The organism is Streptomyces sp. 2131.1 (genome assembly GCF_900105515.1).
GTDB classification, from domain to species: Bacteria; Actinomycetota; Actinomycetes; order Streptomycetales; family Streptomycetaceae; genus Streptomyces; species Streptomyces drozdowiczii.
Genome location: NZ_FNSY01000001.1, coordinates 1,780,918 through 1,807,471, shown reverse-complemented (window position 1 = coordinate 1,807,471; position 26,554 = coordinate 1,780,918). Strand labels below are relative to the sequence as shown.

Here is a 26,554-nt window from a genome sequence, read left to right as displayed (position 1 = left end):
ACCGGCTCGCGGGGGCGGGAGGGGCACCGGCCCCGCCCGCCCCCGCGAGCCGCTTCATATACCGGCGCCGCCGGTCCCGTTCCGCAGCTCGTCCCGGGCCGCCATCAGCGCGAACCCCAGCAGATTCAGGCCCCGCCAGGCCGCCGGGTCCTGCGCGCGCGGGTCGTCCGCCGCGAGCCCGATGCCCCAGACCCGGTCCATCGGGCTCGCCTCCACCAGCACCCGGTTCCCGGTGCCGAGCAGGAAGGCGCCCAGCTCCGGGTCCTGGCCGAACTTGTGGACGCTGCCCGCCACCACCAGGGCGAACCGCTCACGCTTCCAGACGGCGTCATCGAAGCCGCGGACCAGCCGGCCCACCTTCTTCGCCTCGGCCGGACTCTTCGCGGCCACCGCCTGCCCGGCCGCCGCCTCGTCGCCGAACAGCCGCGCTTTGCCGGCCATCATCCAGTGCTCGGCCGACGCGTACGTCACGCCGTCGACCGTGAACGGCGAGGGCCACCACTGGCTCAGACAGCTCGCACCGATGCTGCCGTCCGGGCGCGGGCGGTGCCCCCAGAAGTGCAGGTACTTCACCTTCTCGCCGCGCTCCGTCAGCTCGACGAGCTCTTCGACACCACGGACGTCCCCCATGTGTTCCATGCGGTGGAGTCTGCCACCCGCCACTGACAACGGGTCCACGTGAGCCAGATCACTGCCAATGGGTGGCCGAACCCGCGTCATGGTCCGGCCCCGACCCGCTCTCCCTCCTGAACGCGCCCGCCGCCCGGCCGGCGCGACACGGACGACGGAGGCGGGCCATGAACGGCTCGGAGGCCAGGGCAGCGGTCGAGTGGCTGGCATCGGCGGCGCCCGATCCGGCCGCCTGCCGGCGGGACTGGGAGCGCGATCCGCGGGGGATCGCGCTCCTGCCCGCCGGCAGGCGCTGGGACGTACTGATCCTGCCCGGGGAGCTGGGCTATCCGACGCTCGACGTGCTCACCCGGCTCATCGACCGGCCGGGGCCGGTCCTCGCGGACTTCGGCGAGGCCAGGATGGGCTTCTTCGTGCCACCGGGCACCGTCGCCCGGTGGGTCGGCACGGGCATCCGGGGCGCCGGGCGCGGCACCTGGATCGTCGTGCCGCACCCGGCCCGCCCGGCCGGAAGGGTGCGCTGGCTCGTCCCGCCCGACGGCTCGGGCACCCTCACCGACGCCACGCTTCTGGAGCTCGCCATGCACGAGGCGGCGGCGGGCCCGGCCGGGGAACGGGGGGTGTGAACGGGCCCGCGTACCGGAGCGGCCACCGCCCGCCGGGCGACCGTCCCGGACAGCCATCGCTGCCAGAGGTCTTGACAACCTGATTGGTCTGGACCATGTTGTGCGCGCCGCATCAATTCCCCTCGCCGTATCAATTCCCCCCTGTACGGAGGCCGTTGTGGAACGCACGGGACCCCCTGCCCGCAAGACCGCACTTCTCGCCGCCTTCTCGGCAGCCCTGCTCGCCGCCGGCGGCCTCGCCGCCACCGCGCCCACCGCCGCCGCGGCCGACGCCGAGGTGGCGAGCAACGGCACCTTCGAGGCCGGGCTGACCGGCTGGAACTGCTCCGGCGGCAGCGGAGCGGCCGTCAGCACCCCCGTACACGGCGGGACATCGGCGCTGAAGGCGACGCCGGCCGGCAGCGACAACGCCAAGTGCTCGCAGTCCGTGAAGGTGAAGCCCGGCTCCACGTACACGCTGAGCGCCTGGGTGCAGGGCAGTTACGTCTACCTGGGTGCCGAGGGCACCGGGACGACCGACGTCTCCACCTGGACGCAGTCCGCGCCCGGCTGGCAGAAGCTCACGACCACGTTCACGACCGGGGCCTCCACCACCTCGGTCAAGATCTACACGCACGGCTGGTACGGCACCCCGGCCTACTACGCCGACGACGTCAGCCTGTTCGGCCCCGGCGGCGACCCGGTAGTGCTCCCCGCGGCTCCCACGGCTCTCAAGACCGGCACGGTCACCTCGTCCTCGGTCGCCCTGTCCTGGACGGGCTCCTCCGGGGCCACCGGCTACAACGTCTACCGGGGCGGCACCAAGGTCCAGAGCGTCACCGGGACCTCGGCGACCGTGACCGGCCTCAGCGCCTCCACCGCGTACAGCTTCCAGGTCAGCGCCGTCAACGAGGCGGGCGAGTCCGCCAAGTCGGCAGCGGTCTCCGCGACCACCGGCAAGGGCAGCGACGGCGGCACCGGTACCCAGCTCCCGGCCCACGCGCTCGTCGGCTATCTGCACTCGAGCTTCGCCAACGGCTCCGGCTACACCCGCATGGCGGACGTGCCCGACTCCTGGGACGTCATCGACCTGGCCTTCGGCGAGCCGACCTCCGTCACCTCGGGCGACATCCGCTTCAAGCTCTGCCCGGTCACCGAGTGCCCCAATGTCGAGTCGGAGGCCGAGTTCAAGGCGGCCATCAAGGCCAAGCAGGCGGCCGGCAAGAAGGTGCTGATCTCCATCGGCGGTCAGAACGGCCAGGTGCAGCTCAACACCACCGCCGCCCGCGACATGTTCGTCTCCTCGGTGAGCAAGATCATCGACGATTACGGCCTCGACGGCCTGGACATCGACTTCGAGGGCCACTCGCTCTCGCTGAACACCGGGGACACCGACTTCCGGAACCCCACCACACCGGTGGTCGTCAACCTGATCTCGGCGGTGAAGACCCTCAAGGCCAAGTACGGCGCCAAGTTCGTCCTCACCATGGCGCCCGAGACCTTCTTCGTACAGCTCGGCTACCAGTACTACGGCTCGGGGCCGTGGGGCGGCCAGGACCCGCGCGCCGGGGCCTATCTGCCGGTGATCCACGCGCTGCGCGACGACCTCACCCTGCTGCACGTCCAGGACTACAACTCGGGCTCCATCATGGGCCTCGACAACCAGTACCACTCCATGGGCGGCGCCGACTTCCACATCGCCATGACCGACATGCTGCTGGCCGGTTTCCCCGTCGCCGGTGACCAGACGAAGGTCTTCCCCGGGCTGCGCCCCGACCAGGTCGCGATCGGCCTGCCGGCCTCCACCCAGGCCGGCAACGGGCACACCTCGCCCGCCGAGGTCACCAAGGCGCTGAACTGCCTCACCAAGAAGACCGACTGCGGCTCCTACGCCACCCACGGCACATGGTCGGGCCTGCGCGGCCTGATGACCTGGTCCATCAACTGGGACCGCTTCAACAACTGGGAGTTCTCGAAGAACTTCGACGCCTACTTCGGCTGATCCGGCCGAACCCGTAGGGCAGCAGGAGCAGCAGTCCGCACAGGAACCAGCTGCCCAGCACATCCAGCGGCCAGTGATAGCCGCGGAGCACCAGACCGATGCCCGTCGCCGCTGTCAGCAGGACGGCGGCGACGGGCATCATCCACATACGCCGCCCGCGCCCGGCGAGCAGCAGCGCCGAAGCCCCGTACGCCACCGCCGCCGTCGCGGCATGGCCCGACGGGTAGTAGCCGGTGGCCTCCGTCAGCGGCCCCGGCCGGGCGATCCAGTGCTTCAGCGGTACGACCAGCAGCGGCACCGCCGCCATGGCGATGGCAGCACCCAGCGGCGCCCGGCGTCGGCCGCGCAGCAGCGACCAGCCGATCGCGCAGGCCAGCACCGGGAGGGCGACCTGCATGTTGCCGAGATCGGCGAGGAATTCGGTGAGCCGGCGCGGGCCGTGACCGACGAGTGCCCGGCCGGCGCGCTCGTCGAGGCCGCGCAGGGGGCCGTCGGCGGCGATCTGCCAGCTGGTCAGCGCGAAGAGGGCCGACAGGCCGGACACAAGGGAGAAGAAAAAAGCCGTCCGCCCCGGAACTGGGGGGGTTGTTCCGGAGCGGACGAGTGGACCGGTTTGCCGCGCGTCCCGGGGGGTGTGGGACGAGCGGCCATCCGATCGGTGAGGAGTTCCGGAGCGTGGTGCCCCAGTGGTGTGCGCGAAGGCACGGCCGGGACGGTGCCGGGGAAGCTCCGACCCGGATTCGCCCGCAGTCCCCTGCGGGCGGGGTGTTTCTCTCATCTGCGGAAACCGTACGTCAGGCGAAGGGGGACCGATAGCGGGTACGGTATCCCGCCATCGCCCCCCCACCTTTTCTTCACAGGCGCGCACGAATTCCGGGATCAGATCCCGGCGAAGGCGCCCTCCAGGACGTCCAGGCCCTCGTTCAGCAGGTCCTCGCCGATCACCAGCGGCGGCAGGAAGCGCAGCACGTTGCCGTACGTACCGCAGGTCAGGACGAGGACGCCCTCGGCGTGGCAGGCCTTCGCGAGCCGCGTGGCCGCCTCCGGGTGCGGCTCCTTCGTGCCCGGCTTCACCAGCTCGATCGCGATCATCGCGCCGCGGCCCCGGATGTCACCGATGATGCCGCCGTTCGGCAGCTCGGCCCGCATCCCTTCGAGGCGGCCCTTCATGACCTCCTCGATGCGCTTCGCCTTCTTGTTCAGGTCCAGCTCGCGCATCGTCTCGATGGCCCCGAGGGCGCCGGCGCAGGCGACCGGGTTGCCGCCGTACGTACCGCCGAGGCCGCCCGCGTGCGCCGCGTCCATGATCTCGGCGCGGCCGGTCACGGCGGACAGCGGCAGGCCGCCCGCGATGCCCTTGGCCGTGGTGATCAGGTCCGGGACGATGCCCTCGTCCTCGCACGCGAACCACTGGCCGGTCCGGCAGAAGCCCGACTGGATCTCGTCGGCCACGAAGACGATGCCGTTGTCCTTGGCGAACCGCTCGATGGCCGGCAGGAAGCCCTTGGCCGGCTCGATGAAGCCGCCCTCGCCCAGCACCGGCTCGATGATGATCGCGGCGACGTTCTCCGCGCCGATCTGCTTGGTGATCTGGTCGATGGCCTGGGCGGACGCCTCGGCGCCCGCGTTCTCGGCGCCGGTCGGCCAGCGGTAGCCGTACGCCACCGGTACCCGGTACACCTCGGGGGCGAACGGGCCGAAGCCGTGCTTGTACGGCATGTTCTTGGCGGTCAGCGCCATCGTGAGGTTCGTCCGGCCGTGGTAGCCGTGGTCGAAGACGACGACCGCGGTCCGCTTCGTGTACGCGCGGGCGATCTTCACCGCGTTCTCGACGGCCTCGGCGCCCGAGTTGAACAGCGCCGACTTCTTCGCGTGGTCACCCGGCGTCAGCTCCGCGAGCCGCTCGCAGACCTCCACGTAACCCTCGTACGGCGTGACCATGAAACAGGTGTGGGTGAAGTCCGCGAGCTGCGCGGAGGCCCGGCGCACGACGGCCTCGGCGGAGGCGCCGACCGACGTCACGGCGATGCCGGAACCGAAGTCGATCAGACGGTTGCCGTCCACGTCCTCGATGATCCCGCCGCCCGCCCGCGCGGTGAACACGGGCAGCGTGGAGCCCACACCGGCGGCGACCGCCGCGAGCCGGCGGTCTTGCAGCTCCACCGACTTCGGACCGGGAATGGCGGTGACGAGTCGGCGCTCCTGCGGGATTTCGGTCATGCGGGGCTCCTGGGGGTGTTTCGGACGCTTCTTCGTTGTGCAGGCTAGGCGCGGGACCCGGGGCGGGGCATGCTCCGATCGGTAGTGGTCGTGTACGTGTCGTTGTCCGCGGCGGACAGAAGGCGGCGCGGGGGTACGGGGCGCTTTCCCGGCGGTCACTATCCGGGCGCGTTGCTGAACTCACCGTGTGCGCGCACTAGATTGGCCGGTGCAGTGACGGACCTGGCTGGTCAAGGGGGCAACGGTTCATGGACAACGACGGTACGCACGGCACGCGGGGTGCGCGGGGTGCGCAGCCGCCCGACGGCCGGCCCACGGGCTCCGTACCCGCCGCCCCGCCCGCCTACCCGCCCACGGTCCCGCCGCCCTCCCGGCCCCCGGCGGTGCCGGCACCCCCCGCGCCCACCCCGGCCGATGGCTCCGCCGCGCCCACCGCCGACTGGCTGAACGCGCCCCGCCCCGAGGCCGGCCCCGGCGTCTGGCGGTACGGGTTCGTGCCCCGGCCCGCCGAGCGCCCGGCGCGCCCCTCACTCGTGGGCCCCGCCGCCACACTCGTCCTGTGGCTCCTGCTCTGGCTGCTGCTCACCGAGCGCAGCGTCCCCTACGTCAGCAAGCCGATCGAGATCATCACCGGCCCCGAGTGGTGGACCTTCGGCGGGCTCAGGGACGACGCCCCCGCCCTCGTCGTCAACTCCACGACCCTCTACTACCAGGTGCTCGTCCTCGGCCTCGGCTTCTGGGCCGCCCGGGTCGGCGGCTGGGCGGGGGTCTTCCGCTACTTCGCCGGCCCCAACCTCGCCCGCGCCCGGCTCGTCCTCACCCTGGGCGGCGCGCTGCTCACCCTGTGGCTCGTCTGGACCCGCAAGGTCCCCCTCGCCGACCTCGTCCTCCCCGCGGTCCCCACCAGCTGGATGCAGGGCGGCGGCAACAAGTACGCGGCGCTGCTCGTCGTGCTCGTGCTCTACGCCCTGATCGGCTCCGCGATCGCCTGGCCCTTCGCCCGCACCGGCCACTGGTCGACGGAGCTGGGCCCCTTCCTCCGCCGCGAGCCCGCCCCGCGCGAGCCCACCGCGACCTCCGCCGCCCCGACGGCCGGCCCCCTGCGCGCCCAGTGGCCCGACCTGCGCGCCGCCGGCTCCACCGACGCCGCCGAGGCGCTGACCGCCGCCGTGTACGCGGGCCGGATGAACGACGTGGACTGCGTACGGGTGCGCCACGCCTGGACCGCGGCCGGCGGCCGGCCCGACCGGCTGTCCTCCTTCACCGAGACCGTGCTCCGCAAGGGCGCCGACGCCTTCCTGCACCCCTCCGGCTTCCGGGACGTGCCCGGACGCACCGCCACCCACGACCCGCTCACCGGCCAGGTCCGGATCGGGGAGTGCGCCGACGACGCGCGCAACCCCTACCCGCGCCGGGGCTCGGGCATGGCCCTGGAACCCGCCTCGCTCGCCACATCGCTGCTGGCCGTCGGCCCGCCCGGATCCGGCAAGACCGAACGGATCGTCCGGCCCGTCGTCGAGGCCCTCGCCCTGCGCGCGCTCACCGGACAGGCCGCGGTGCTCGCGGTCGGCGGCGCGGGCGGCGCGCTCGGCCCGGACGACGCCTACGACGTGGTCATTCGCATCGGCGACCCCGCGTCCCTGCACGACTTCGACCTGTACGGCGGCACCACCGACCCCGACGAGGCCGCGGCGGCCCTCGCCGAGGGGCTGGCCGGGGACATCCCCACCCTGGACACCCGCCGCGCCGCGACCGCGCTGGGCCAGCTGCTCGGCCCGTTCCGCACGGTCCACGGCCGCTTCCCCGCCGTACCCGAACTCCGCGAACTCCTCGAAGGCTCCGCCGCCGCGCTCGGCGCCCTGCGCGAGGCCCTGAAGGCCGGGGGACACCAGGCGATGCTGCGTGAACTGGAGGCCAGGGCCCGCCAGGCGGGCTCCGCCGCCGACCCGGCCGCCGTCCTGGCCGACCGGGTCGCCACGCTCGACCGGCCCGCCTTCGCCGGCTTCTTCGCCACCGGTGAGGACGCCCGCCCGTTCTCGCTGCGCGCCCTGGGCCGGCACCCGCTGCGGGTCCGCGTCGACCTGCCGGAACGCGTCCACGCCGAGGCGTCCCGCATTCTCGCCCGGCTGGTACTCGCCCAGTTCAACGCCGTCGCCGCCGCCCGCACCGACCGCTCGCTGTTCGTCTGCCTCGTCCTCGACGACGCCACCCACACGGTCAGCGCCGACACCGTCCGGGGCATCCGCCGGCTGCGGTCCGTCAACGCCGGGGCGGTCCTCGCCCTGCGCACCCTGGACGACGTGCCCGAGGGGCTGCACGCGGCGCTGCTCGGCGCGTTCGGCTGCGCCATGGTCTTCCCCGGCCTCACCACCTGGGACGGCAAGCGCTTCGCGGAAGCCTGGGGCAAGGAGTGGGTGGAGGTCCGCGAGGTCGCCCAGCACGGGGTCTTCGCCGACCAGCCGCTCACCCGCGCCCTGCACTCGCTGCGCAAGATGGCCACCGGCAAGGCCGTCACCACGGACGCGGTCACCGTGCGCCAGGTCGAACGGGAGCGGTGGTCGGCCTCCGCGCTCGCCTACGAACTCCCGCCGGGCCACGCGGTGCTCTCCCTGTCCACCGTGGACGGCGAGCACATGCCCCCGCTGCTCGTGCGGCTGGCCCGCTGACGGCGGGGCGGAACGGGCCGGAGCGGGACGAGTGGCGGCGGTGACAGAGACTCTGCCACCCTGGCAGAATCGAAGTGAGCCGTTCATACGGGACGGCGAAATCGCTCCCTCCCGAAGGCCCCCACCTCCATGCCGCCCACGCTCGCCTCGCTCGTCCAGCACTCGGCGCTCAAACTCACGGTGCGCGCGGGGGCGGACCGCCTCGACACCCCGGTGCGCTGGGCGCACGCCAGCGAGCTGACCGACCCCGTCCCCTACATGGAGGGCGGCGAACTGCTGCTGGTCACCGCGACCAACCTGGACGCGGAGAACCCGGAGGCGATGGGGCGGTACGTGCGCAGGCTCGCCGACGCCGGGGTCGCCGGGCTCGGCTTCGCCGTCGGCGTCAACTACGACGAGGTGCCCCGGCCGCTGATCGGCGCCGCCGAGGAAGCCGGCCTGCCGCTCCTCGAAGTGCCCCGCCGCACCCCGTTCCTCGCCATCACCAAGGCCGTCTCCTCGCAGATCGCGGCCGACCAGTACCGGGCCGTCACCGCGGGCTTCGAGGCGCAGCGCGAGCTCACCAGCGCGGCGCTCGCCGGGGACGGCCCCGACGCCCTGCTCGCCCGACTCGCCGCCCACGTCGACGGCTGGGCCGCCCTCTACGACGCCGCCGGTGCCGTGGTGGCCGCCGCCCCCGACTGGGCGGCCCGCCGCGCCGCCCGGCTCACCCCGGAAGTGGAGCGGCTGCGCGCCCGGCCGGCCCCGGCGAGCATGGTCGTCGGAGACACCGACGACCGCGTCGAACTCCAGTCCCTGGGCACCGGCCGCCGGGTCCGCGGCGCCCTGGCCGTCGGCACCGGAGCCGCCCTCGGCACCGCCGAGCGGTACGCGGTGCACTCCGCGGTCGCCCTGCTCACCCTCACCACCGCCCGCTCCCGCGCCCTCCAGGGCGCCGAACAGCGCCTCGGCGCCGCGGTGCTGCGCATGCTCCTCGCCGGCCAGCCCGACCACGCCCGCGCCGTCGCCGGAGACCTCTACGGCGGGCTGCTAGACGCCCCCTTCCGGCTGCTCATCGCCGAGGCCCCGGACCCCTCGGCGACCGCGCTGCTGGCCGACGCCATGGACACCGCCGCCTACCGGTCCGGCGAGACCCTGCTGATGGTCCCCGAGGGCGAACGGCTCCTCGTGCTGGCCGCCGACGGCGGCGCGGCGGTGGCCGCCTGCACGGCGCACGCCGAGGCGCAGGACGAACTGACCCCGCGCGAACCGGCCGCCGCCCAGGACACCCATGTCGTCGTGGGCATGTCCGCGCCCGCCGGCCCGGTCGCCGTGTCCGCCGCGTACAAGCAGGCCGAGCAGGCCCTCTCGGTGGCCCGCCGCCGGGGCCGGGCCCTGGTCGAGCACGCGGAGCTGGCCACCGGCTCCGTGCTGCCGCTGCTCGCCGACGACGCGGTGCGGGCCTTCGCCGACGGCATGCTGCGCGCCCTGTACGAGCACGATGCCAAGGGCCGCGGTGACCTGGTCGCCTCCGTGCGGGCGTGGCTCTCGCACCACGGGCAGTGGGACGCGGCCGCCGCCGACCTCGGGGTCCACCGGCACACCCTGCGCTACCGGATGAGGCGGGTGGAGGAGATCCTCGGCCGCTCGCTGGACGACCCGGACGTCCGCATGGAGCTGTGGCTCGCCCTGAAGGTCACCACACCGCCTGGGACCGGTCCGGCAGGCCCTGGCCAATAAGGCGCACCAGGGTCGCGTTCCGCTCCACGCCGGACAAACGCCAGGCGGCCTTCCCGGCCCTACCGTGGGGGCCGACACACCCCACGCCATCGAAGGGCCGGAACTCCATGACCTCCACCCACGCCTTCTGGCTGGCCGGCCGCCAGGCCACCGGCGAGGAAAGCTTCGACGTCACCAACTCCTGGGACGGGCGCCTCGTCGGGACGGTCTCCGTCCCGACCGAGGCCCAGGTCGAGGAGGCCGTCGCCGCCGCGCACGCCGTGCGCGAGGAGTTCGCCGCGACCCCGGCCCACGTGCGCGCCGCCGCGCTCGACCACGTGGCCCGCCGGCTGGCCGAGCGCACCGAGGAGATCGCCCGGCTGATCTCCGCCGAGAACGGCAAGCCGATCAAGTGGGCGCGCGGCGAGGTCGGGCGGGCCGTGTCCGTCTTCCGCTTCGCCTCCGAGGAGGCCCGCCGGTTCAACAGCGGCGAAGCCCAGCGCCTGGACACCGACGCCGGCGGCACCGGCCGGCTCGGCCTGACCCGTCGCTTCCCGCGCGGCAGCGTCCTCGGCATCGCGCCCTTCAACTTCCCGCTGAACCTCAGCGCCCACAAGGTCGCCCCGGCCATCGCCGTGGGTGTCCCCATCATCCTGAAGCCGGCCCCGGCCACCCCGCTCTCCTCGCTGGTCCTGGGCGAACTGCTGGCCGAGACGGATCTCCCGTCCGGCTCCTGGTCGGTCCTCACGGTCCCCAACGACCGGATGCCCGCCCTCGTCCAGGACGAGCGGCTGCCGGTGATCTCCTTCACCGGGTCCGCCCCCGTCGGCTACGCGATCATGGACTCGGTGCCCCGTAAGCACTGCACGCTGGAACTCGGCGGCAACGGCGCCGCCGTCGTGCTCGGCGACTACGCCTCCGACGAGGACCTGGACTGGGCCGCGACCCGCATCGCGACGTTCTCCAACTACCAGGGCGGCCAGTCCTGCATCTCCGTGCAGCGCGTCATGGCCGACGCCGCCGTGTACGACAGGCTGCTGCCGAGGATCGTCGCCGCCGTGGAGGCCCAGGTCACCGGCGACCCGTCCGACCCCACCACGGACGTCGGCCCGCTCGTCGACGAGGCCGCGGCCCGGCGCGTCGAGTCCTGGGTCGACGAGGCCGTCGCCGCGGGAGCCCAGCTGCTCGCCGGCGGCAAGCGCGACGGGTCGACGTACGCGCCGACCGTCCTCGCCGGGCTGCCCGAGGGCGTCACCCTCGCCACCGAGGAGGTCTTCGGCCCGGTCCTGTCCGTGCAGAAGGTGAACGGCGAGGCCGAGGCGTTCGCCGCCGTCAACGCCTCGCAGTACGGGCTCCAGGCAGGGGTGTTCACCCATGACATCCAGGCCGCCTTCCGCGCCCACCGCGCGCTGGAGGTCGGCGGGGTGATCATCGGCGACGTCCCCTCGTACCGCGCCGACCAGATGCCGTACGGCGGCGCCAAGCAGTCCGGCGTGGGCCGCGAGGGCGTCCGGTACGCGATGGACGACTACACCTACGAGCGCGTCCTCGTCCTCACGGGGCTCGCTCTCTGACACTCACGCGGACGCATGCCGCATCCGGCGGCGGGCACTGGAGTGGCGGCCGACCCGATCGGCGCCCCGGGGCTGGTCGGGGTGCCGGCAATCGGGTACATACGGACGAGTAGAACCGGACAGGTACGCACGGCTCACGGTCCCCGGGCCGCCCGTGCGCCTGCCGGGTCCACCCACCCGACGACGCGGCGAGGTGAGCCCTCATGTCCGCTCCATCCGCACAACAGCCCACGCCCAAGGTGACCGAACGCGAAGCGCGCCAGGTCGCCGAGGACGCGCGGGAACAGGACTGGCGCAAACCCAGTTTCGCCAAGGAACTCTTCCTCGGCCGCTTCCGCCTGGACCTGATCCACCCACATCCGCAGCCCGCCGGCGAGGACGTCCGGCGCGGCGAGGAGTTCCTCGCCCGGCTACGCGAGTTCTGCGAGACCCGGGTCGACAGCGCCCTCATCGAACGCGAGGCGAAGATCCCCGACGAGGTCGTGAACGGCCTCAAGGAACTCGGCGCGCTCGGCATGAAGATCGACGTCAAGTACGGCGGCCTCGGCCTGACCCAGGTCTACTACAACCGGGCCCTCGCGCTGGCCGGCTCCGCGAGCCCCGCGATCGGCGCGTTGCTCTCCGCCCACCAGTCGATCGGCGTGCCCCAGCCGCTGAAGACCTTCGGCACCCAGGAGCAGAAGGACGCCTTCCTGCCCCGGCTCGCCCGTACCGACATCTCGGCGTTCCTCCTCACCGAGCCGGACGTGGGCTCCGACCCCGCGCGGCTCGCCACCACCGCCGTCCGGGACGGGGACGACTACGTCCTCGACGGCGTGAAGCTGTGGACCACCAACGGTGTCGTCGCGGACCTGCTGGTCGTCATGGCACGCGTGCCGAAGTCACCGGAGAGCAAGGGCGGCATCACCGCGTTCGTCGTCGAGGCGGACGCGCCGGGCATCACCGTCGAGCACCGCAACGCCTTCATGGGCCTGCGCGGCATCGAGAACGGTGTCACGCGCTTCCACCAGGTGCGCGTCCCCGCCGCCAACCGCATCGGACCCGAGGGTGCGGGGCTCAAGATCGCCCTCACCACGCTCAACACCGGCCGGCTCTCGCTGCCCGCGATGTGCGTCGGCTCCGGCAAGTGGTGCCTCAAGATCGCCCGCGAGTGGTCGGCCGTCCGCGAGCAGTGGGGCAGGCCGGTCGCCCGGCACGAGGCCGTCGGCTCCAAGATCGCCTTCATCGCCGCGACCACCTTCGCCCTCGAAGCCGTGGTCGACCTCTCCTCGCAGATGGCCGACGAGAACCGCAACGACATCCGCATCGAAGCGGCGCTCGCCAAGCTGTACGGCTCCGAGATGGGCTGCCTGATTGCTGACGAACTGGTCCAGATCCGCGGCGGACGCGGCTTCGAGACCGCCGCCTCGCTCGCCGCCCGCGGCGAACGGGCCGTGCCCGCCGAGCAGATGCTCCGCGACATGCGGATCAACCGGATCTTCGAGGGCTCCACGGAGATCATGCACCTGCTGATCGCCCGCGAGGCCGTCGACGCCCACCTCAAGGTCGCCGGGGACATCATCGACCCCGACAAGCCGCTCTCCGCCAAGGCGAGGGCGGGCGCCAACGCGGCCGGCTTCTACGCCAAGTGGCTGCCGAAGCTCGTCGCGGGACCGGGCCGGCTCCCGACCACCTACGCCGAGTTCAACCCGGCGGGCCACCCGGACCTGGCCACGCATCTGCGGTACGTCGAACGGGCCTCGCGCAAGCTCGCCCGCTCCACCTTCTACGCCATGTCCCGCTGGCAGGGCCGGATGGAGACCAAGCAGGGCTTCCTCGGCCGGATCGTCGACATCGGCGCGGAACTCTTCGCGATGAGCGCCGCCTGCGTCCGCGCCGAGCACCTGCGCGCCACGGACGAGCACGGCCGCGAGGCGTACCAGCTCGCCGACGCCTTCTGCCGGCAGGCCCGCATCCGCGTCGAGGAGCTGTTCACCCGGCTCTGGTCCAACACCGACGACCTGGACCGGCGCGTCGTCGACGGCGTCCTGTCCGGCACGTACGGCTGGCTGGAGGAGGGCGTCGTCGACCCGAGCGGCGAGGGCCCCTGGATCGCCGACGCCACCCCGGGCCCGGCCACGAAGGACAACGTGCACCGGCCCATCCGCTGAGCCGCCGATCCGGACCACAGCGCACCGCGGGGCGCGTCCAGTCGCTGGACGCGCCCCGCCGCACGTCCCGGTTCACGGCAGGATGGACGCCCGTGACCGTCATCCATGTCCCCGGCTCCAAGTCCGTCACCGCGCGCGCCCTGTTCCTGGCCGCCGCCGCGAACGGCCGCAGCACGCTCGTACGCCCCCTCGCCTCCGACGACACCGAGGGGTTCGCCGCCGGGCTGACCGCACTCGGCTACGAGGTCGAGCGGGAGGCGGACGCCTGGCACATCACCGGGCGCCCGGCCGGGCCCGCCGCCACCGAGGCCGACGTCTACTGCCGGGACGGCGCCACCACCGCCCGCTTCCTGCCGACCCTCGCGGCGGCCGGCGCCCGCGGCAGCTACCGCTTCGACGCCTCCGCGCAGATGCGCCGCCGCCCCCTCGCCCCACTGACCGAGGCCCTGCGGACCCTCGGCGTAGACCTGCGCCACGAGGAGGCCGATGGCCACCACCCGCTGCGCATCGAGGCGGCCGGCATCAAGGGCGGCGAACTCACCCTGGACGCCGGGCAGTCCAGCCAGTACCTCACCGCCCTGCTGATGCTCGGCCCGCTCACGGAGACCGGGCTGCGGATCACCGTCACCGACCTCGTCTCGGCGCCCTACATAGAGATCACCCTCGCGATGATGCGCTCCTTCGGCGTCGAGGTCACCCGGAGCGGCCCCGGGAACACCGTCTTCACCGTCCCGCCCGGCGGCTACCGCGCCACCACCTACGCCGTCGAACCCGACGCCTCCACCGCGAGCTACTTCTTCGCCGCGGCGGCCCTCACCGGCCGCGAGATCACCGTCCCCGGACTCGGCGGGGGCGCCCTCCAGGGAGACCTGCGCTTCACCGACGTCCTGCGCCGCATGGGCGCCGACGTACACATGACCGCCGGCTCCACCACGGTCCGCTCCGACGGCATCCTGAGCGGCCTCACCGTCAACATGCGCGACATCTCCGACACCATGCCCACGCTCGCCGCCATCGCCCCCTTCGCCTCGGGCCCCGTACGCATCGAGGACGTCGGCAACACCCGCGTGAAGGAGTGCGACCGGCTGGAGGCGTGCGCGGACAACCTGCGGCGCATGGGTGTCACGGTCGCCACGGGCCCCGACTGGATCGAGATCCAGCCCGGTGCGCCCCGCCCCGTGGAGATCGAGACCCATGGCGACCACCGCATCGTGATGTCGTTCGCCGTCGCCGGTCTGCGCACCCCCGGCATCACGTTCGACGACCCCGGCTGCGTACGCAAGACGTTCCCCGGCTTCCACGAGGCGTTCGCCACAGCCACAGCCACAGCCACAGCCACAGCCACCACCGCCACCGCCACCGGCTGACGGGAAGGGGCGGGGACGGGACACGCGCGGCGCCGATCCGGGACGCCCTGTCCCCGCACACAGAACGAGCGGCGACAATGGGGGCCATGACCGACAGCCCCGCCCCTCTCGCAGACCCGCACCTCGTCTTCGACGCCGTCGAAGGCCGCCGGGACCTCGTCCTCCTCGGCTCCACCGGGTCCATCGGCACCCAGGCCATCGACCTGGTGCTGCGCAACCCCGACCGCTTCCGCGTCACCGCGCTGTCCGCGGCCGGCGGCCGGGTCGGCCTCCTCGCCGAGCAGGCGCGCCTGCTCAAGGTGCGTACGGTCGCGGTCGCCTCGCCCGAGGCCGTGCCCGCCCTGCGCGAGGCGCTGCGGCACGAGTACGGGACGGCCGAGCCGCTCCCCGAGATCCTCGCGGGCCCCGACGCGGCGACCGAGCTGGCCGCGAGCGACTGCCACACCGTGCTGAACGGCATCACCGGCTCCATCGGCCTCGCCCCGACCCTGGCCGCGCTGAAGGCCGGCCGCACCCTGGCGCTCGCCAACAAGGAGTCCCTGATCGTCGGCGGCCCCCTGGTCAAGGCGCTGGCCGCCCCGGGGCAGATCATCCCCGTCGACTCGGAGCACGCGGCGCTCTTCCAGGCCCTCGCGTCCGGCACCCGCGCCGATGTGCGCCGGCTCGTCGTCACCGCGTCCGGCGGTCCGTTCCGCGGCCGGACCAGGAGCGAGCTCGCCGACGTCACCCGCGAGCAGGCCCTCGCGCACCCCACCTGGGCGATGGGCCCGGTCATCACCGTCAACTCGGCGACCCTCGTCAACAAGGGCCTCGAAGTCATCGAGGCGCACCTGCTCTACGACATCCCCTTCGACCGTATCGAGGTCGTCGTCCACCCCCAGTCGTACGTGCACTCGATGGTCGAGTTCACCGACGGCTCCACCCTCGCCCAGTGCACCCCGCCCGACATGGGCGGACCGATCGCCATCGGTCTCGGCTGGCCGCAGCGCGTCCCGGACGCGGCGCCCGTCTTCGACTGGACGAAGGCGTCGACCTGGGAGTTCTTCCCGCTCGACACCGAGGCCTTCCCGTCCGTCGGCCTCGCCCGGCACGTGGGCGCCCTCGGCGGCACCGCGCCCGCCGTCTTCAACGCGGCCAACGAGGAGTGCGTCGACGCGTTCCTGTCCGGCGCGCTGCCCTTCAACGGCATCATGGACACGGTCACCGCGGTGGTGGGCGAACACGGAACGCCCGCCTCGGGAACTTCTCTCACCGTGGCGGACGTCCTTGAAGCGGAGACCTGGGCGCGGACCCGGGCCCGGGAACTCTCGGCCAAGGCCACTGCGGAGGCACGCGCATGAGCATGACGACGATCCTGCTGACGATTCTCGGCATCGCGATCTTCGCCTTCGGCCTGCTGTTCTCCATCGCCTGGCACGAGCTCGGCCACCTGTCGACGGCGAAGCTGTTCGGCATCCGCGTCCCCCAGTACATGGTCGGCTTCGGCCCGACCATCTGGTCCCGCAAGAAGGGCGACACCGAGTACGGCATCAAGGCCATCCCGGCCGGCGGCTACATCCGCATGATCGGGATGTTCCCGCCCGGCGCCGACGGCAAGCTGGAGGCGCGCTCCACCTCGCCCTGGCGCGGCATGATCGAGGACGCCAGATCCGCCGCCTTCGAGGAGCTGGAACCGGGCGACGAGAAGCGCCTCTTCTACACGCGCAAGCCGTGGAAGCGTGTGATCGTCATGTTCGCCGGACCCTTCATGAACCTGGTCCTGGCCGTCGTGATCTTCCTCGGCGTCGCCATGTCCTTCGGCTTCCAGACCAACACCACCGAGGTCGCCGGCGTCCAGAAGTGCGTCATCCCGCAGAGCGCCAAGCGCGAGACCTGCGAGAAGTCCGACGCCGTCTCGCCCGCGCAGGCCGCCGGGCTGAAGAAGGGCGACAAGATCGTCGCCTTCGACGGCGAGCGGATGGACTCCTGGGACACTCTCTCCGACCGCATCCGCGAGACCATCGGCCCCGCCACCATCACGGTCGAGCGCGACGGTCAGGAGAAGGACCTGCACGCGGTCCTCCTGAAGAACGCCGTCGCCAAGAAGGACTCCCACGGCGAGGCGGTCGCCGGTCAATTCGTCACGGCCGGCTACCTCGGCTTCGCCGCCCAGACGAAGATCCTCCCGCTCTCCTTCGGCGACTCGGTCGTCCGCATGGGCGACATGGTGGAGAACGGCGTCGACTCGATCATCGCCCTGCCCTCCAAGATCCCCGCCCTGTGGGACGCCGCCTTCGGCGACGGCGAGCGCGCGGCGGACTCCCCGGTCGGCGTCGTCGGCGCGGCCCGCATCGGCGGCGAGGTGATGACGCTGGACGTCCCGGCGGAGAACCAGATCGCGATGATGCTGTTCCTGCTGGCCGGCTTCAACCTCTCGCTGTTCCTCTTCAACATGCTGCCGCTGCTCCCGCTCGACGGCGGCCACATCGCGGGGGCCCTGTGGGAGGCGCTGCGCCGGAACACGGCACGCGTCTTCAAGCGCCCCGACCCGGGCCCGTTCGACGTCGCCAAACTGATGCCCGTCGCCTACGTGGTCGCCGGGGTCTTCATCTGCTTCACCCTGCTCGTCCTCGTCGCAGATGTGGTCAACCCGGTCAAGCTCACCTGACGGCCGCCGGCCGGACGCGCCGGATGCACCGCCAGTGACGGGCGGTGTGCGGGGCGCGTCCGGCCGGGCCGACATTCCGTGCGGCGCCGGACGCGGTGTGCTCCCGGCCGCCCCCGGTGACGTAACCTCGAAGGCCGGAGCCCGCCGATACCGGGACCTCGATCCACACCTTGGGGATGCTCAGCGCATGACTGCGATTTCTCTCGGAATGCCCGCCGTTCCGACCAAGCTCGCCGACCGGCGGGTCAGCCGGAAGATCCAGGTCGGATCGGTCGCGGTCGGCGGGGACGCGCCCGTCTCGGTCCAGTCGATGACGACCACCCGTACGTCCGACATCGGCGCCACCCTTCAGCAGATCGCCGAACTCACGGCCTCAGGCTGCCAGATCGTGCGCGTGGCCTGCCCGACGCAGGACGACGCGGACGCCCTGAAGATCATCGCGTCGAAGTCGCAGATCCCGGTGATCGCGGACATCCACTTCCAGCCGAAGTACGTCTTCGCCGCGATCGACGCCGGCTGCGCCGCGGTCCGCGTGAACCCCGGCAACATCAAGCAGTTCGACGACAAGGTCAAGGAGATCGCGCGCGCCGCGAAGGACGCCGGCACCCCGATCCGGATCGGCGTCAACGCCGGTTCGCTGGACGCCCGGCTGCTCAAGAAGTACGGCAAGGCCACCCCCGAGGCGCTCGTCGAGTCGGCCCTCTGGGAGGCGTCGCTCTTCGAGGAGCACGACTTCCGCGACATCAAGATCTCGGTCAAGCACAACGACCCCGTCGTGATGGTCAACGCCTACCGCCAGCTCGCCGCCCAGTGCGACTACCCGCTGCACCTCGGCGTCACCGAGGCCGGCCCCGCCTTCCAGGGCACCATCAAGTCGGCCGTCGCCTTCGGCGCCCTGCTCAGCGAGGGCATCGGCGACACCATCCGCGTCTCGCTCTCCGCGCCGCCCGCCGAGGAGGTCAAGGTCGGCATCCAGATCCTGGAGTCGCTGAACCTCAGGCAGCGCCGCCTGGAGATCGTCTCCTGCCCGTCCTGCGGCCGCGCCCAGGTCGACGTCTACAAGCTCGCCGACGAGGTCAGCGCCGGTCTGGAGGGCATGGAGGTGCCGCTGCGCGTCGCCGTCATGGGCTGCGTCGTCAACGGCCCCGGCGAGGCCCGCGAGGCCGACCTCGGCGTCGCCTCCGGCAACGGCAAGGGCCAGATCTTCGTCAAGGGCGAGGTCATCAAGACCGTGCCCGAGTCGAAGATCGTGGAGACCCTCATCGAAGAGGCCATGAAGATCGCCGAGCAGATGGAGAAGGACGGCGTCGCCTCCGGCGAGCCCGAGGTCTCCATCAGCTGACCCCCGTGAACCCCGCCGGCGCCCCCCGAGAACCCTCGGCGGGGCGCCGGTCCGTGAGCGGGTCACGGCGTCCGCATCCGGCCGTTCCCGGGCACGTGCGGCGTCGGCCGGGCTCTTCGGTTACAGTGCGGAAATCAGCAGACCGCATGGTGAGGCCCCCTCGTGTTGACGCACACCACTACCCGGGTCCTCGAACCCAGCGACCTCGGCGCCGCCCTCGCCGTCCTGGAGAGCGAGCCCGTCGTCAACGCCTTCGTGACGTCCCGCGTCCAGATCGCCGGACTCGACCCCTGGCGCCTCGGCGGAGAGATGTGGGGCTGGTACGAGGACGGCCGGCTCCGCTCCCTGTGCTACTCGGGCGCCAACCTCGTCCCCATCTGCGCCGGCCCCGAAGCCGTACGCGCCTTCGCCGACCGCGCCCGCCGGGCCGGCCGCCGCTGCTCCTCGATCGTCGGGCCCGCCGAGCCCACCGCCGAACTCTGGCGGCTCCTCGAACCCGGCTGGGGCCCCGCCCGCGAGGTCCGCGCCAACCAGCCCCTCATGGTCACCGAGAGCCCGTCCGCCGACGTGGAGCCCGACCCGCTCGTCCGCCGCGTCCGCAAGGACGAGATGGACATCCTGATGCCGGCCTGCGTCGACATGTTCACCGAGGAGGTCGGCGTCTCCCCGCTGGCCGGCGACGGCGGACTCCTCTACCAGGCCCGGGTCGCCGAACTCATCGGCGCGGGCCGCTCCTTCGCCCGCATCGACGACGGCAAGGTCGTCTTCAAGGCGGAGATCGGCGCCACCACCCCGCAGGCCTGCCAGATCCAGGGCGTCTGGGTCGCCCCCGAATTCCGCGGCCGCGGCCTTTCCGAGACCGGCATGGCCGCCGTGCTGCGGTACGCGCTCACTGACGTCGCCCCGATCGTCAGCCTGTACGTCAACGACTACAACACCCCCGCACGCAAGGCCTACCGCCGCATCGGCTTCCGCGAGACCGGCGCCTTCATGAGCGTGCTCTTCTGACCGGCCCCCACCCCGGGTGCCCGGACAGTAGGGTCGGTCCATGGCAGCAGTTTCCGGGGGCGGCCCCCGCACCACCGGCGTCCGGGTCGGGCCGATCGACCTCGCGGCACGCGTCGACGAGGCGCTCGCCGTACAGGCCGTCGCCTTCGGCCTGGGCGCCGAGGAGGTCGAGGTGCGCCGCCACATCGTGCTCCGGCACCTCGACCACCCGCACGCCCGCGCGCTCGGCGCCCTGACCCCCCGGGACCGGCTCGTCGGCTTCGTCTACGGCATGCCCAACGAGCGCGGCCACTGGTGGTCCACCGTTGTCGAGCCCTACCTCCGCGCCACCGGCGGCGCCCACTGGCTCGACGACTCCTTCGTGGTCACCGAACTCCACGTGCACCCGGACTTCCAGAACCAGGGCCTCGGCCGCGCTCTGATCACCACCCTCACCGACGCCGTCCCGGAGCCCCGCTCGATCCTCTCCGCCATCGACACGGACAGCCCGGCACGCGGCCTGTACCACTCGCTCGGCTACCAGGACCTGGCCCGCCAGGTCGTCTTCCCCAGCGCCCCCAAGCCGTACGCGGTGATGGGAGCACCCCTGCCACTGCTCCGTACGTGAGGGAATGGATTTCCGCCCGCACGGGCCGCCCCGCTAACCTCGGGCTCATCACCCTTCCGAGCAGGAGTTCACCATGGCCCAGGTCCAGCGCATGTCCCGATTGATGATCAAGACACTGCGCGACGACCCGGCGGACGCCGAGACGCTCAACCACAAGCTCCTCGTCCGAGCCGGCTACGTACGACGCACCGCCGCCGGAATCTGGTCCTGGCTGCCGCTCGGCAAGAAGGTCCTGGAGAACGTCATCCGCGTCGTCCGCGAGGAGATGGACGCGATCGGCGGCCAGGAGGTCCTGCTCCCCGCGCTCCTGCCCAAGGACCCCTACGAGGCCAGCGGCCGGTACGACGAGTACGGCGACCTGCTGTTCCGCCTCCAGGACCGCAAGGGCTCGGACTACCTCCTCGGCCCCACGCACGAGGAGATCTTCACCCAGGTCGTCAAGGACATGTGCTCGTCCTACAAGGACCTGCCGGTCATCCTGTACCAGATCCAGACGAAGTACCGCGACGAGGCCCGCCCCCGCGCCGGTGTGCTGCGCGGCCGCGAGTTCCAGATGAAGGACTCGTACTCCTTCGACACCACCGACGAGGGCCTGGTCGAGGCGTACCAGCTGCACCGCGCCGCGTACATCCGGATCTTCGAGCGGCTCGGCCTTGACCACCGCATCGTCTCCGCGGTCTCGGGCGCCATGGGCGGCTCCGCCTCCGAGGAGTTCCTGGCCCCGGCCCCCGCAGGCGAGGACACCTTCGTCGACTGCCCGAACTGCGACTACGCCGCCAACACCGAGGCCGTGACGTTCAACGCCACCGCCGGCGACGCCTCGGGCATCGGGCCCGTCGAGGAGCTGGACACCCCCGACACCCCGACCATCGAGACCCTGGCCGCCCACCTCGGCGTCCCGGCCTCCGCCACGCTGAAGAACCTGCTGGTCAAGGTGGACGGCGAGATCGTCGCCGTGGGCGTGCCCGGTGACCGCGAGGTCGACCTCGGCAAGCTCGGCGAGCACCTGGCGCCGGCCGTCGTCGAGCTGGTCACCGCCGAGGACTTCGTGGGCCGCCCCGACCTCGTACGCGGTTACGTCGGCCCCCAGGGCCTGGAGAAGGTCCGCTACATCGCCGACCCCCGCGTCGCCGCCGGCACCGCCTGGATCACCGGCGCCAACAAGGACGGCAAGCACGCGAAGAACGTCGTCGCGGGCCGCGACTTCGAGGTGGACGACTACCTGGACGTCGTCGTCGTCGAGGCGGGCGACCCCTGCCCCAAGTGCGGCACCGGCCTCCAGGTCGACCGCGCCATCGAGATCGGCCACATCTTCCAGCTCGGCCGCAAGTACGCCGACATCTTCGCGCTCGACGTGCTCGGCCAGCAGGGCAAGCCCGTCCGCGTCACGATGGGCTCGTACGGCATCGGCGTCTCCCGCGCGGTGGCCGCCCTCGCCGAGCAGACCGCCGACGACAAGGGCCTGTGCTGGCCCCGCGAGGTCGCCCCGGCCGACGTCCACGTGGTCGCCGCAGGCAAGGCCCTCCAGACCGAACTGGCCCTCGACGTCTCCGAGAAGCTGGGCGCCGCCGGCCTGCGCGTCCTGGTCGACGACCGCGCCGGTGTCTCGCCCGGCGTCAAGTTCACCGACTCCGAGCTGATCGGCGTCCCGAAGATCCTGGTCGCCGGCCGCCGCTCGGCCGAGGGCGTCCTGGAGCTGAAGGACCGCCGCACCGGCGAGCGCGAGGAGCTGACCGTCGACGAGGCGATCGCCCGCCTGACGCAGCAGCAGGACTGATCCCGCGCGCAAGGGCCCCGCACGGAACGCTCCGTGCGGGGCCCTTTCACGTACGCGCCTACAGCCAGCCCGCGAACTCCAGCGTCACTTCGCCCTCCTGGCTGCGCCCGGCCGCCAGCGCCCTGGTGCCCGACTCCACGGCCCGGAACAGCGTCCAGCCGTGCAGCCGCTCCTGGTCCACCTCCAGGGAGTCCGCGAGCTTCTTGATCCGGCGCCGGGCCGTCGCCGCCCCGGCGGGCGAGGCGATCAGGTCCTCGACCCGGTCCCGGACCAGCCGCGCCAGATCGTAGGCCCGCTCACCGACCAGCGGCTCGGGCCCGACCGTCAGCCAGGGCGCCCGCTCGCCCGCGAGCACCTTGCTCTGCCGGAAGTTGCCGTGCAGCAGCAGCGTCTCGGAGGAGCCGGCGACCAGTTCCTCGCGCGCCGCCAGCGCCGCCGTGACCATCGGCTCCAGCGCCGGGTCGGACGCGGCGGCGGCGCGCATGGCGTCCACGCGTCGCCCGGTCCGCTCGGCGACCGTCTCGAAGCCGTGCCCGGCCGGCGGGTCGACCCACAGCCGCCGCACGGTCCCGGCCGCCTCCAGCAGCGCCTTCGCCTCCGGCAGCGACCGCAGCGACATCTCCGGGTGCAGCCGCTCCAGCAGCAGCGCGCCCTCGACGGGACGCCCGCCGTCCGCGGGGTCGAGCGGCCGTACCGCGCCCCAGCCGTTCCAGTGCGCCAGCGCCGCCAGCTCCAGCTCCGGTGCGGCCCCGGACGGGGCGAGCTTCAGGGCGGCCGGGGTGCCGTCGGCCCCCCGGACCAGCAGGACCAGACTGCTGCGCCCGCCGGGGGCGGCGACCCGCTCCACGACCGGGGCCCGCCCGGTCGCGGCCAGTGCCTGTTCGGTGCGTGCGGGAAGCCCCGCGAGCCAGTCCCCGGCGGCCGTATCCCCGTACGACTCACCGAGCGCTCGTACCAGGCGCTGCGGCGGTTCAAAACCCATACGTGCTGTGTTCCCTTTCAGAGCCTTCTCGTGCGCGCCCTCTTTCAGTGCGCGGTGGCGGCCCCGGCCCGCGTGTCCGTCCCGGCCCTCGCCCCGGCCCGCTCCGCGAGCCCGGGAAAGGGTACGCCGGTGCCCCGCCAGCGCGCCGCGCGTACCGCGGCCTCCCGCAGCGCGTCGGCGGCGGTGCGCCGAAGCGAGCCGTCGGCGGCCCGGACCAGGTCGGAGTAGACGTACGCGACGCGGTCCTCCAGCACGGCGGCGAGACGCACCGCGGCAGCCGAGTCCGGCACCGCGAACGGCAGAGCGTACGCGGCGTCCGAGGCCACCGGCTCACCACCCAGGTCCCGGACCGTGCGCACCAGGGCGTCCCGGCGGGCGCGGTGGGCGTGGTGCGCGGCGGTCGCCTCGGGCCGGCGGGCCGCGGCGACCCGGCCGCCGGCGACCCCGTAGCCGTAGACGGCGGCGTGCTCGGCGGCCAGCGCCGCCTGGGCCGCCTCCAGGACGCCGTCGCTCTTGCCGTCGCTCATGCCGGGGTCTCCTTGGCCAGGTCGGTCAGCAGGTAGGCGTGCGCGGCGCAGGCGGCGGCGACCGAGGCCAGCAGCCGGGCCAGCTCACCGGGGGCCTCCGCGAGCAGCGCGGTGTACGTGTCCGCCGCGGTGCGCTCCGCGGCGGACAGCTCCTTGACCGCGGCGGCGGGTGCGGCTGCCGCTCCGGTGGCCGGTGAGGGGGCCGTGCCGGGCGCGGGAGCCTTGCCGGGGGAGACGGCCGCCAGGTGGGCGCGGACGGCGTCGCGCAGGGGTGTGAGCCCGGCCGCCGTCGACGGATGGGTCCGGAGCACGCTCTCGTAACGGGCGAGCAGGGTGGCCGTGGTGTGCGAGGCGCTGGTGCGCAGCGCCTTCTCCGTACGCGCCGACGACGTGCCGTCGGCGGCGGTCCGGGCGCTGCCGTGCGCGGAGCCCTTGCGGGCGCCGGCCGTGTCGTCGGTGTCGCTTCCGCAGGCCGCCAGCACCGCCCCGGCGGCGAGCGCGCCCGTCGCCGCGAGCGCGCCCCTGCGCGTCGTCCCCGTAGGCCGCACTTGTTCTCCTTCGGGCTGGACCTGTCTTGACTGGATCTGTCCGGAAGTGATCACCGCCTGTGAGCGTACCCGTGCCCGGGGGACCGGCTGACAGCAACACCCCTTGCGACCGGATACCCTTTGACCAGACACGCGAGATACCCACAACAGCACACGCGGCCGAGGAGTCACCCGGATGAGCACCACCCAGAGCGAGAGGCTGCGCGGGCTGGTCGAACCGCTCGTCAGCGCCGAGCAGCTGGAGCTGGAAGAGATCGAAGTCTCCCGGGCAGGCCGCCGCAGGGTGCTGCGGATCGTCGTGGACTCCGACGAGGGTGTCGAGCTCGACGCCTGCGCCGAGCTGAGCCGGTCGATCTCCGCGAAGCTCGACGAGACCGACGCGATGGGCGAGGACGAGTACGTCCTGGAGGTCAGTTCCCCCGGGGCCGACCGCCCGTTGACGGAGCACCGCCACTACGTACGGAACACCGGCCGGCTGGCCAGGCTGACCCTGCGCGAGGGCGGCGAGCTGGTGGCTCGCATCCTCGCGGTCGACGAGGACGGTCTCGACCTGGAGGTGCCGGGCGTCAAGGGCCGCAAGCCCACCGCCCGCCGGATCGCCTTCGACGAGATCGCCAAGGCCCGCGTGGAGCTGGAATTCAACCGCAAGGACAAGAAGGAAGAGGAGGCGTAGCCGTGGACATCGACGTGAAGCTCCTGAAGGGCTTGGCGCAGGACAAGGGGATCCCGTTCGACGTCCTCGTCGAGGCGATCGAGTCGGCCCTCCTCATCGCGTACCACCGCACCGACGGCAGCCACCGCCGGGCGCGGGTCGAGCTGGACGAGCGCGGCCATGTGACGGTGTGGGCCAAGGAGGACCCGGCCGACCTGGAGGAGGGGCAGGAGCCCAAGGAGTTCGACGACACCCCGTCGGGCTTCGGCCGGATCGCCGCCACCACCGCCAAGCAGGTCATCCTCCAGCGTCTGCGCGACGCCGAGGACGACCGCACGTTCGGCGAGTACGCCGGCCACGAGGGCGATGTCGTCACCGGCGTCGTCCAGCAGGGCAAGGACCCGAAGAACGTCCTGGTCGACATCGGCAAGCTGGAGGCCATCCTGCCGGTGCAGGAGCAGGTCCCGGGCGAGCAGTACACCCACGGCCTGCGGCTGCGCACCTACGTCGTGCGCGTCGCCAAGGGCGTGCGCGGCCCCTCCGTCACGCTGTCGCGCACCCACCCCAACCTGGTGAAGAAGCTCTTCGCGCTGGAGGTCCCGGAGATCGCCGACGGTTCCGTCGAGATCTGCGCGATCGCCCGCGAGGCCGGCCACCGCACCAAGATCGCCGTCCGCTCGACGCGTTCCGGGCTCAACGCCAAGGGCGCCTGCATCGGCCCGATGGGCGGACGCGTGCGCAACGTGATGGCCGAGCTGCACGGTGAGAAGATCGACATTGTCGACTGGTCGGACGACCCGGCGGAGATGGTCGCCAACGCGTTGTCACCCGCACGGGTGAGCGAGGTCGAGGTCGTGGACCTCGGTGCCCGTTCCGCCCGGGTGACCGTGCCGGACTACCAGCTCTCGCTGGCGATCGGCAAGGAGGGGCAGAACGCCCGCCTCGCCGCCCGCCTCACCGGCTGGCGCATCGACATCCGCCCGGACACCGAGACCGACGCCGAGCGCGACGTCGCCGACCGCGAGCGCGCCGAGCGGGCCCGGGAGCGTTCCGAGCGGCGCTGACGAGGCGCCGGGCGGCCCCGGGGGAATAGATCACGTCGACAGGCCGCTGAGATCACGACAACGTCCGTTCGATTTTTGCCCCGAAGGGGTGAGGTCGGTGCGGGGAGGTAGACTTAACCGTGTCTGGCCGGACGTACGCCCGCGCTTGCCCTGAGCGAACCTGTGTGGGATGCCGGGAGCGGGCGGCCAAGTACGAGTTGCTGCGCATCGTCGCGGACGGGGACGCCTGCGCCCCCGATCCTCGCGGTACGCTGCCCGGCCGGGGTGCGTACGTGCATCCCGTCCCCGGCTGTCTGGACCTGGCGGTTCGCCGCCGGGCGTTCCCCCGGGCCTTCAAGGCCAAGGGGCCGTTCGACCCCGCCGCGGTACAGCGGTTCGTCGAGCGGGTGACATCGTAAGAAATGAACGGCACGGGTCCCCGTGCGGTCAGGTACCTCGCGAGTTGGAAGTAGGTCGAGATTGCGATGAGCACTCGATGAGTACGCGAT

General features: G+C 72.6%; 22 protein-coding genes. 16 read left to right on the top strand and 6 right to left on the bottom strand.

What is annotated here, in order from left to right; genetic code table 11:
• Positions 1 to 54: 54 nt before the first annotated feature.
• A complete protein-coding gene (locus tag BLW14_RS07890; protein ID WP_093705707.1) occupies positions 55 to 630 on the bottom strand; it encodes an NADAR family protein in 576 nt (191 codons plus the stop codon).
• Positions 631 to 797: 167 nt separating this feature from the next.
• Between BLW14_RS07890 and BLW14_RS07885 the strand changes: the two genes are divergently transcribed.
• Positions 798 to 1,256: a bifunctional DNA primase/polymerase gene (locus tag BLW14_RS07885; protein ID WP_093705705.1), complete on the top strand. Its 459-nt coding sequence runs from the start codon at positions 798 to 800 to the stop codon at positions 1,254 to 1,256.
• Positions 1,257 to 1,413: 157 nt separating this feature from the next.
• Positions 1,414 to 3,237: a chitinase gene (locus tag BLW14_RS07880; protein ID WP_093705703.1), complete on the top strand. Its 1,824-nt coding sequence runs from the start codon at positions 1,414 to 1,416 to the stop codon at positions 3,235 to 3,237.
• Here BLW14_RS07880 and BLW14_RS07875 read toward each other — a convergent pair.
• Positions 3,191 to 4,015: a phosphatase PAP2 family protein gene (locus BLW14_RS07875; RefSeq protein ID WP_256332708.1), complete on the bottom strand. Its 825-nt coding sequence runs from the start codon at positions 4,013 to 4,015 to the stop codon at positions 3,191 to 3,193. The two genes, BLW14_RS07880 and BLW14_RS07875, sit on opposite strands and share 47 nt — an antisense overlap.
• A gap of 101 nt (positions 4,016 to 4,116) precedes the next feature.
• Positions 4,117 to 5,457: a 4-aminobutyrate--2-oxoglutarate transaminase gene (gene gabT, locus BLW14_RS07870; RefSeq protein ID WP_093705699.1), complete on the bottom strand. Its 1,341-nt coding sequence runs from the start codon at positions 5,455 to 5,457 to the stop codon at positions 4,117 to 4,119.
• 248 nt (positions 5,458 to 5,705) lie between these two features.
• Between gabT and BLW14_RS07865 the strand changes: the two genes are divergently transcribed.
• The 11 genes from BLW14_RS07865 to BLW14_RS07815 all read left to right on the top strand — a co-directional run bounded on the left by BLW14_RS07865 (position 5,706) and on the right by BLW14_RS07815 (position 22,293).
• Entirely contained in the window at positions 5,706 to 8,123 is a 2,418-nt protein-coding gene (locus BLW14_RS07865) for an ATP/GTP-binding protein (protein ID WP_093705697.1), read from the top strand.
• Between the two features lie 129 nt (positions 8,124 to 8,252).
• Entirely contained in the window at positions 8,253 to 9,842 is a 1,590-nt protein-coding gene (locus BLW14_RS07860) for a PucR family transcriptional regulator (RefSeq protein ID WP_093705695.1), read from the top strand.
• A gap of 107 nt (positions 9,843 to 9,949) precedes the next feature.
• On the top strand, positions 9,950 to 11,395 hold the full coding sequence (locus BLW14_RS07855) for an aldehyde dehydrogenase family protein (RefSeq protein ID WP_093705693.1): 1,446 nt from the start codon (positions 9,950 to 9,952) through the stop codon (positions 11,393 to 11,395).
• Between the two features lie 203 nt (positions 11,396 to 11,598).
• Positions 11,599 to 13,545, top strand: coding sequence for an acyl-CoA dehydrogenase family protein (locus tag BLW14_RS07850; RefSeq protein ID WP_093705691.1), 1,947 nt, complete (start codon positions 11,599 to 11,601; stop codon positions 13,543 to 13,545).
• A gap of 92 nt (positions 13,546 to 13,637) precedes the next feature.
• Positions 13,638 to 14,912 (top strand): 3-phosphoshikimate 1-carboxyvinyltransferase, encoded by a 1,275-nt coding sequence (gene aroA, locus BLW14_RS07845; protein WP_093705689.1) that lies wholly within the window; start codon positions 13,638 to 13,640, stop codon positions 14,910 to 14,912.
• Between the two features lie 86 nt (positions 14,913 to 14,998).
• Positions 14,999 to 16,252: a 1-deoxy-D-xylulose-5-phosphate reductoisomerase gene (gene dxr, locus BLW14_RS07840; RefSeq protein WP_093710672.1), complete on the top strand. Its 1,254-nt coding sequence runs from the start codon at positions 14,999 to 15,001 to the stop codon at positions 16,250 to 16,252.
• Positions 16,249 to 17,559 carry a M50 family metallopeptidase gene (locus BLW14_RS07835; RefSeq protein WP_093705687.1) on the top strand — a complete coding sequence of 437 codons (1,311 nt, stop codon included), beginning with the start codon at positions 16,249 to 16,251 and terminating at the stop codon, positions 17,557 to 17,559. Before dxr ends, BLW14_RS07835 begins: the two co-directional genes overlap by 4 nt.
• 187 nt (positions 17,560 to 17,746) lie before the next feature.
• Entirely contained in the window at positions 17,747 to 18,901 is a 1,155-nt protein-coding gene (gene ispG / locus BLW14_RS07830; RefSeq protein WP_093705685.1) for a flavodoxin-dependent (E)-4-hydroxy-3-methylbut-2-enyl-diphosphate synthase, read from the top strand.
• A gap of 162 nt (positions 18,902 to 19,063) precedes the next feature.
• Positions 19,064 to 19,909, top strand: coding sequence for a GNAT family N-acetyltransferase (locus BLW14_RS07825; RefSeq protein WP_218137682.1), 846 nt, complete (start codon positions 19,064 to 19,066; stop codon positions 19,907 to 19,909).
• A gap of 40 nt (positions 19,910 to 19,949) precedes the next feature.
• Positions 19,950 to 20,516, top strand: a complete 567-nt coding sequence (locus BLW14_RS07820) for a GNAT family N-acetyltransferase (protein ID WP_093705681.1) — start codon at positions 19,950 to 19,952, stop codon at positions 20,514 to 20,516.
• Positions 20,517 to 20,589: 73 nt separating this feature from the next.
• Entirely contained in the window at positions 20,590 to 22,293 is a 1,704-nt protein-coding gene (locus BLW14_RS07815; RefSeq protein ID WP_093705679.1) for a proline--tRNA ligase, read from the top strand.
• Between the two features lie 58 nt (positions 22,294 to 22,351).
• On the opposite strand, the gene BLW14_RS07810 is transcribed toward BLW14_RS07815, so the two are convergent.
• From BLW14_RS07810 to BLW14_RS07800, 3 genes are read right to left on the bottom strand one after another with little or no spacing between them, the layout of a single operon-like run.
• A complete protein-coding gene (locus tag BLW14_RS07810) occupies positions 22,352 to 23,275 on the bottom strand; it encodes an aminoglycoside phosphotransferase family protein (RefSeq protein WP_093705677.1) in 924 nt (307 codons plus the stop codon).
• 44 nt (positions 23,276 to 23,319) lie between these two features.
• Complete coding sequence (locus BLW14_RS07805; RefSeq protein WP_093705675.1) at positions 23,320 to 23,802, bottom strand: ferritin-like domain-containing protein; 483 nt, start codon at positions 23,800 to 23,802, stop codon at positions 23,320 to 23,322.
• Positions 23,799 to 24,350, bottom strand: a complete 552-nt coding sequence (locus BLW14_RS07800; RefSeq protein WP_093705673.1) for a hypothetical protein — start codon at positions 24,348 to 24,350, stop codon at positions 23,799 to 23,801. The genes BLW14_RS07805 and BLW14_RS07800 overlap by 4 nt, the downstream gene beginning before the upstream one ends.
• A 175-nt stretch (positions 24,351 to 24,525) precedes the next feature.
• On the opposite strand from BLW14_RS07800, the gene rimP reads away from it, so the two are divergent.
• The 3 genes from rimP to BLW14_RS07785 all read left to right on the top strand — a co-directional run bounded on the left by rimP (position 24,526) and on the right by BLW14_RS07785 (position 26,464).
• On the top strand, positions 24,526 to 25,023 hold the full coding sequence (gene rimP / locus BLW14_RS07795) for a ribosome maturation factor RimP (protein WP_093705671.1): 498 nt from the start codon (positions 24,526 to 24,528) through the stop codon (positions 25,021 to 25,023).
• A gap of 2 nt (positions 25,024 to 25,025) precedes the next feature.
• Positions 25,026 to 26,066, top strand: a complete 1,041-nt coding sequence (gene nusA / locus BLW14_RS07790) for a transcription termination factor NusA (RefSeq protein WP_093705670.1) — start codon at positions 25,026 to 25,028, stop codon at positions 26,064 to 26,066.
• Between the two features lie 119 nt (positions 26,067 to 26,185).
• Positions 26,186 to 26,464 (top strand): YlxR family protein, encoded by a 279-nt coding sequence (locus BLW14_RS07785; protein WP_177153917.1) that lies wholly within the window; start codon positions 26,186 to 26,188, stop codon positions 26,462 to 26,464.
• Positions 26,465 to 26,554: the final 90 nt, after the last annotated feature.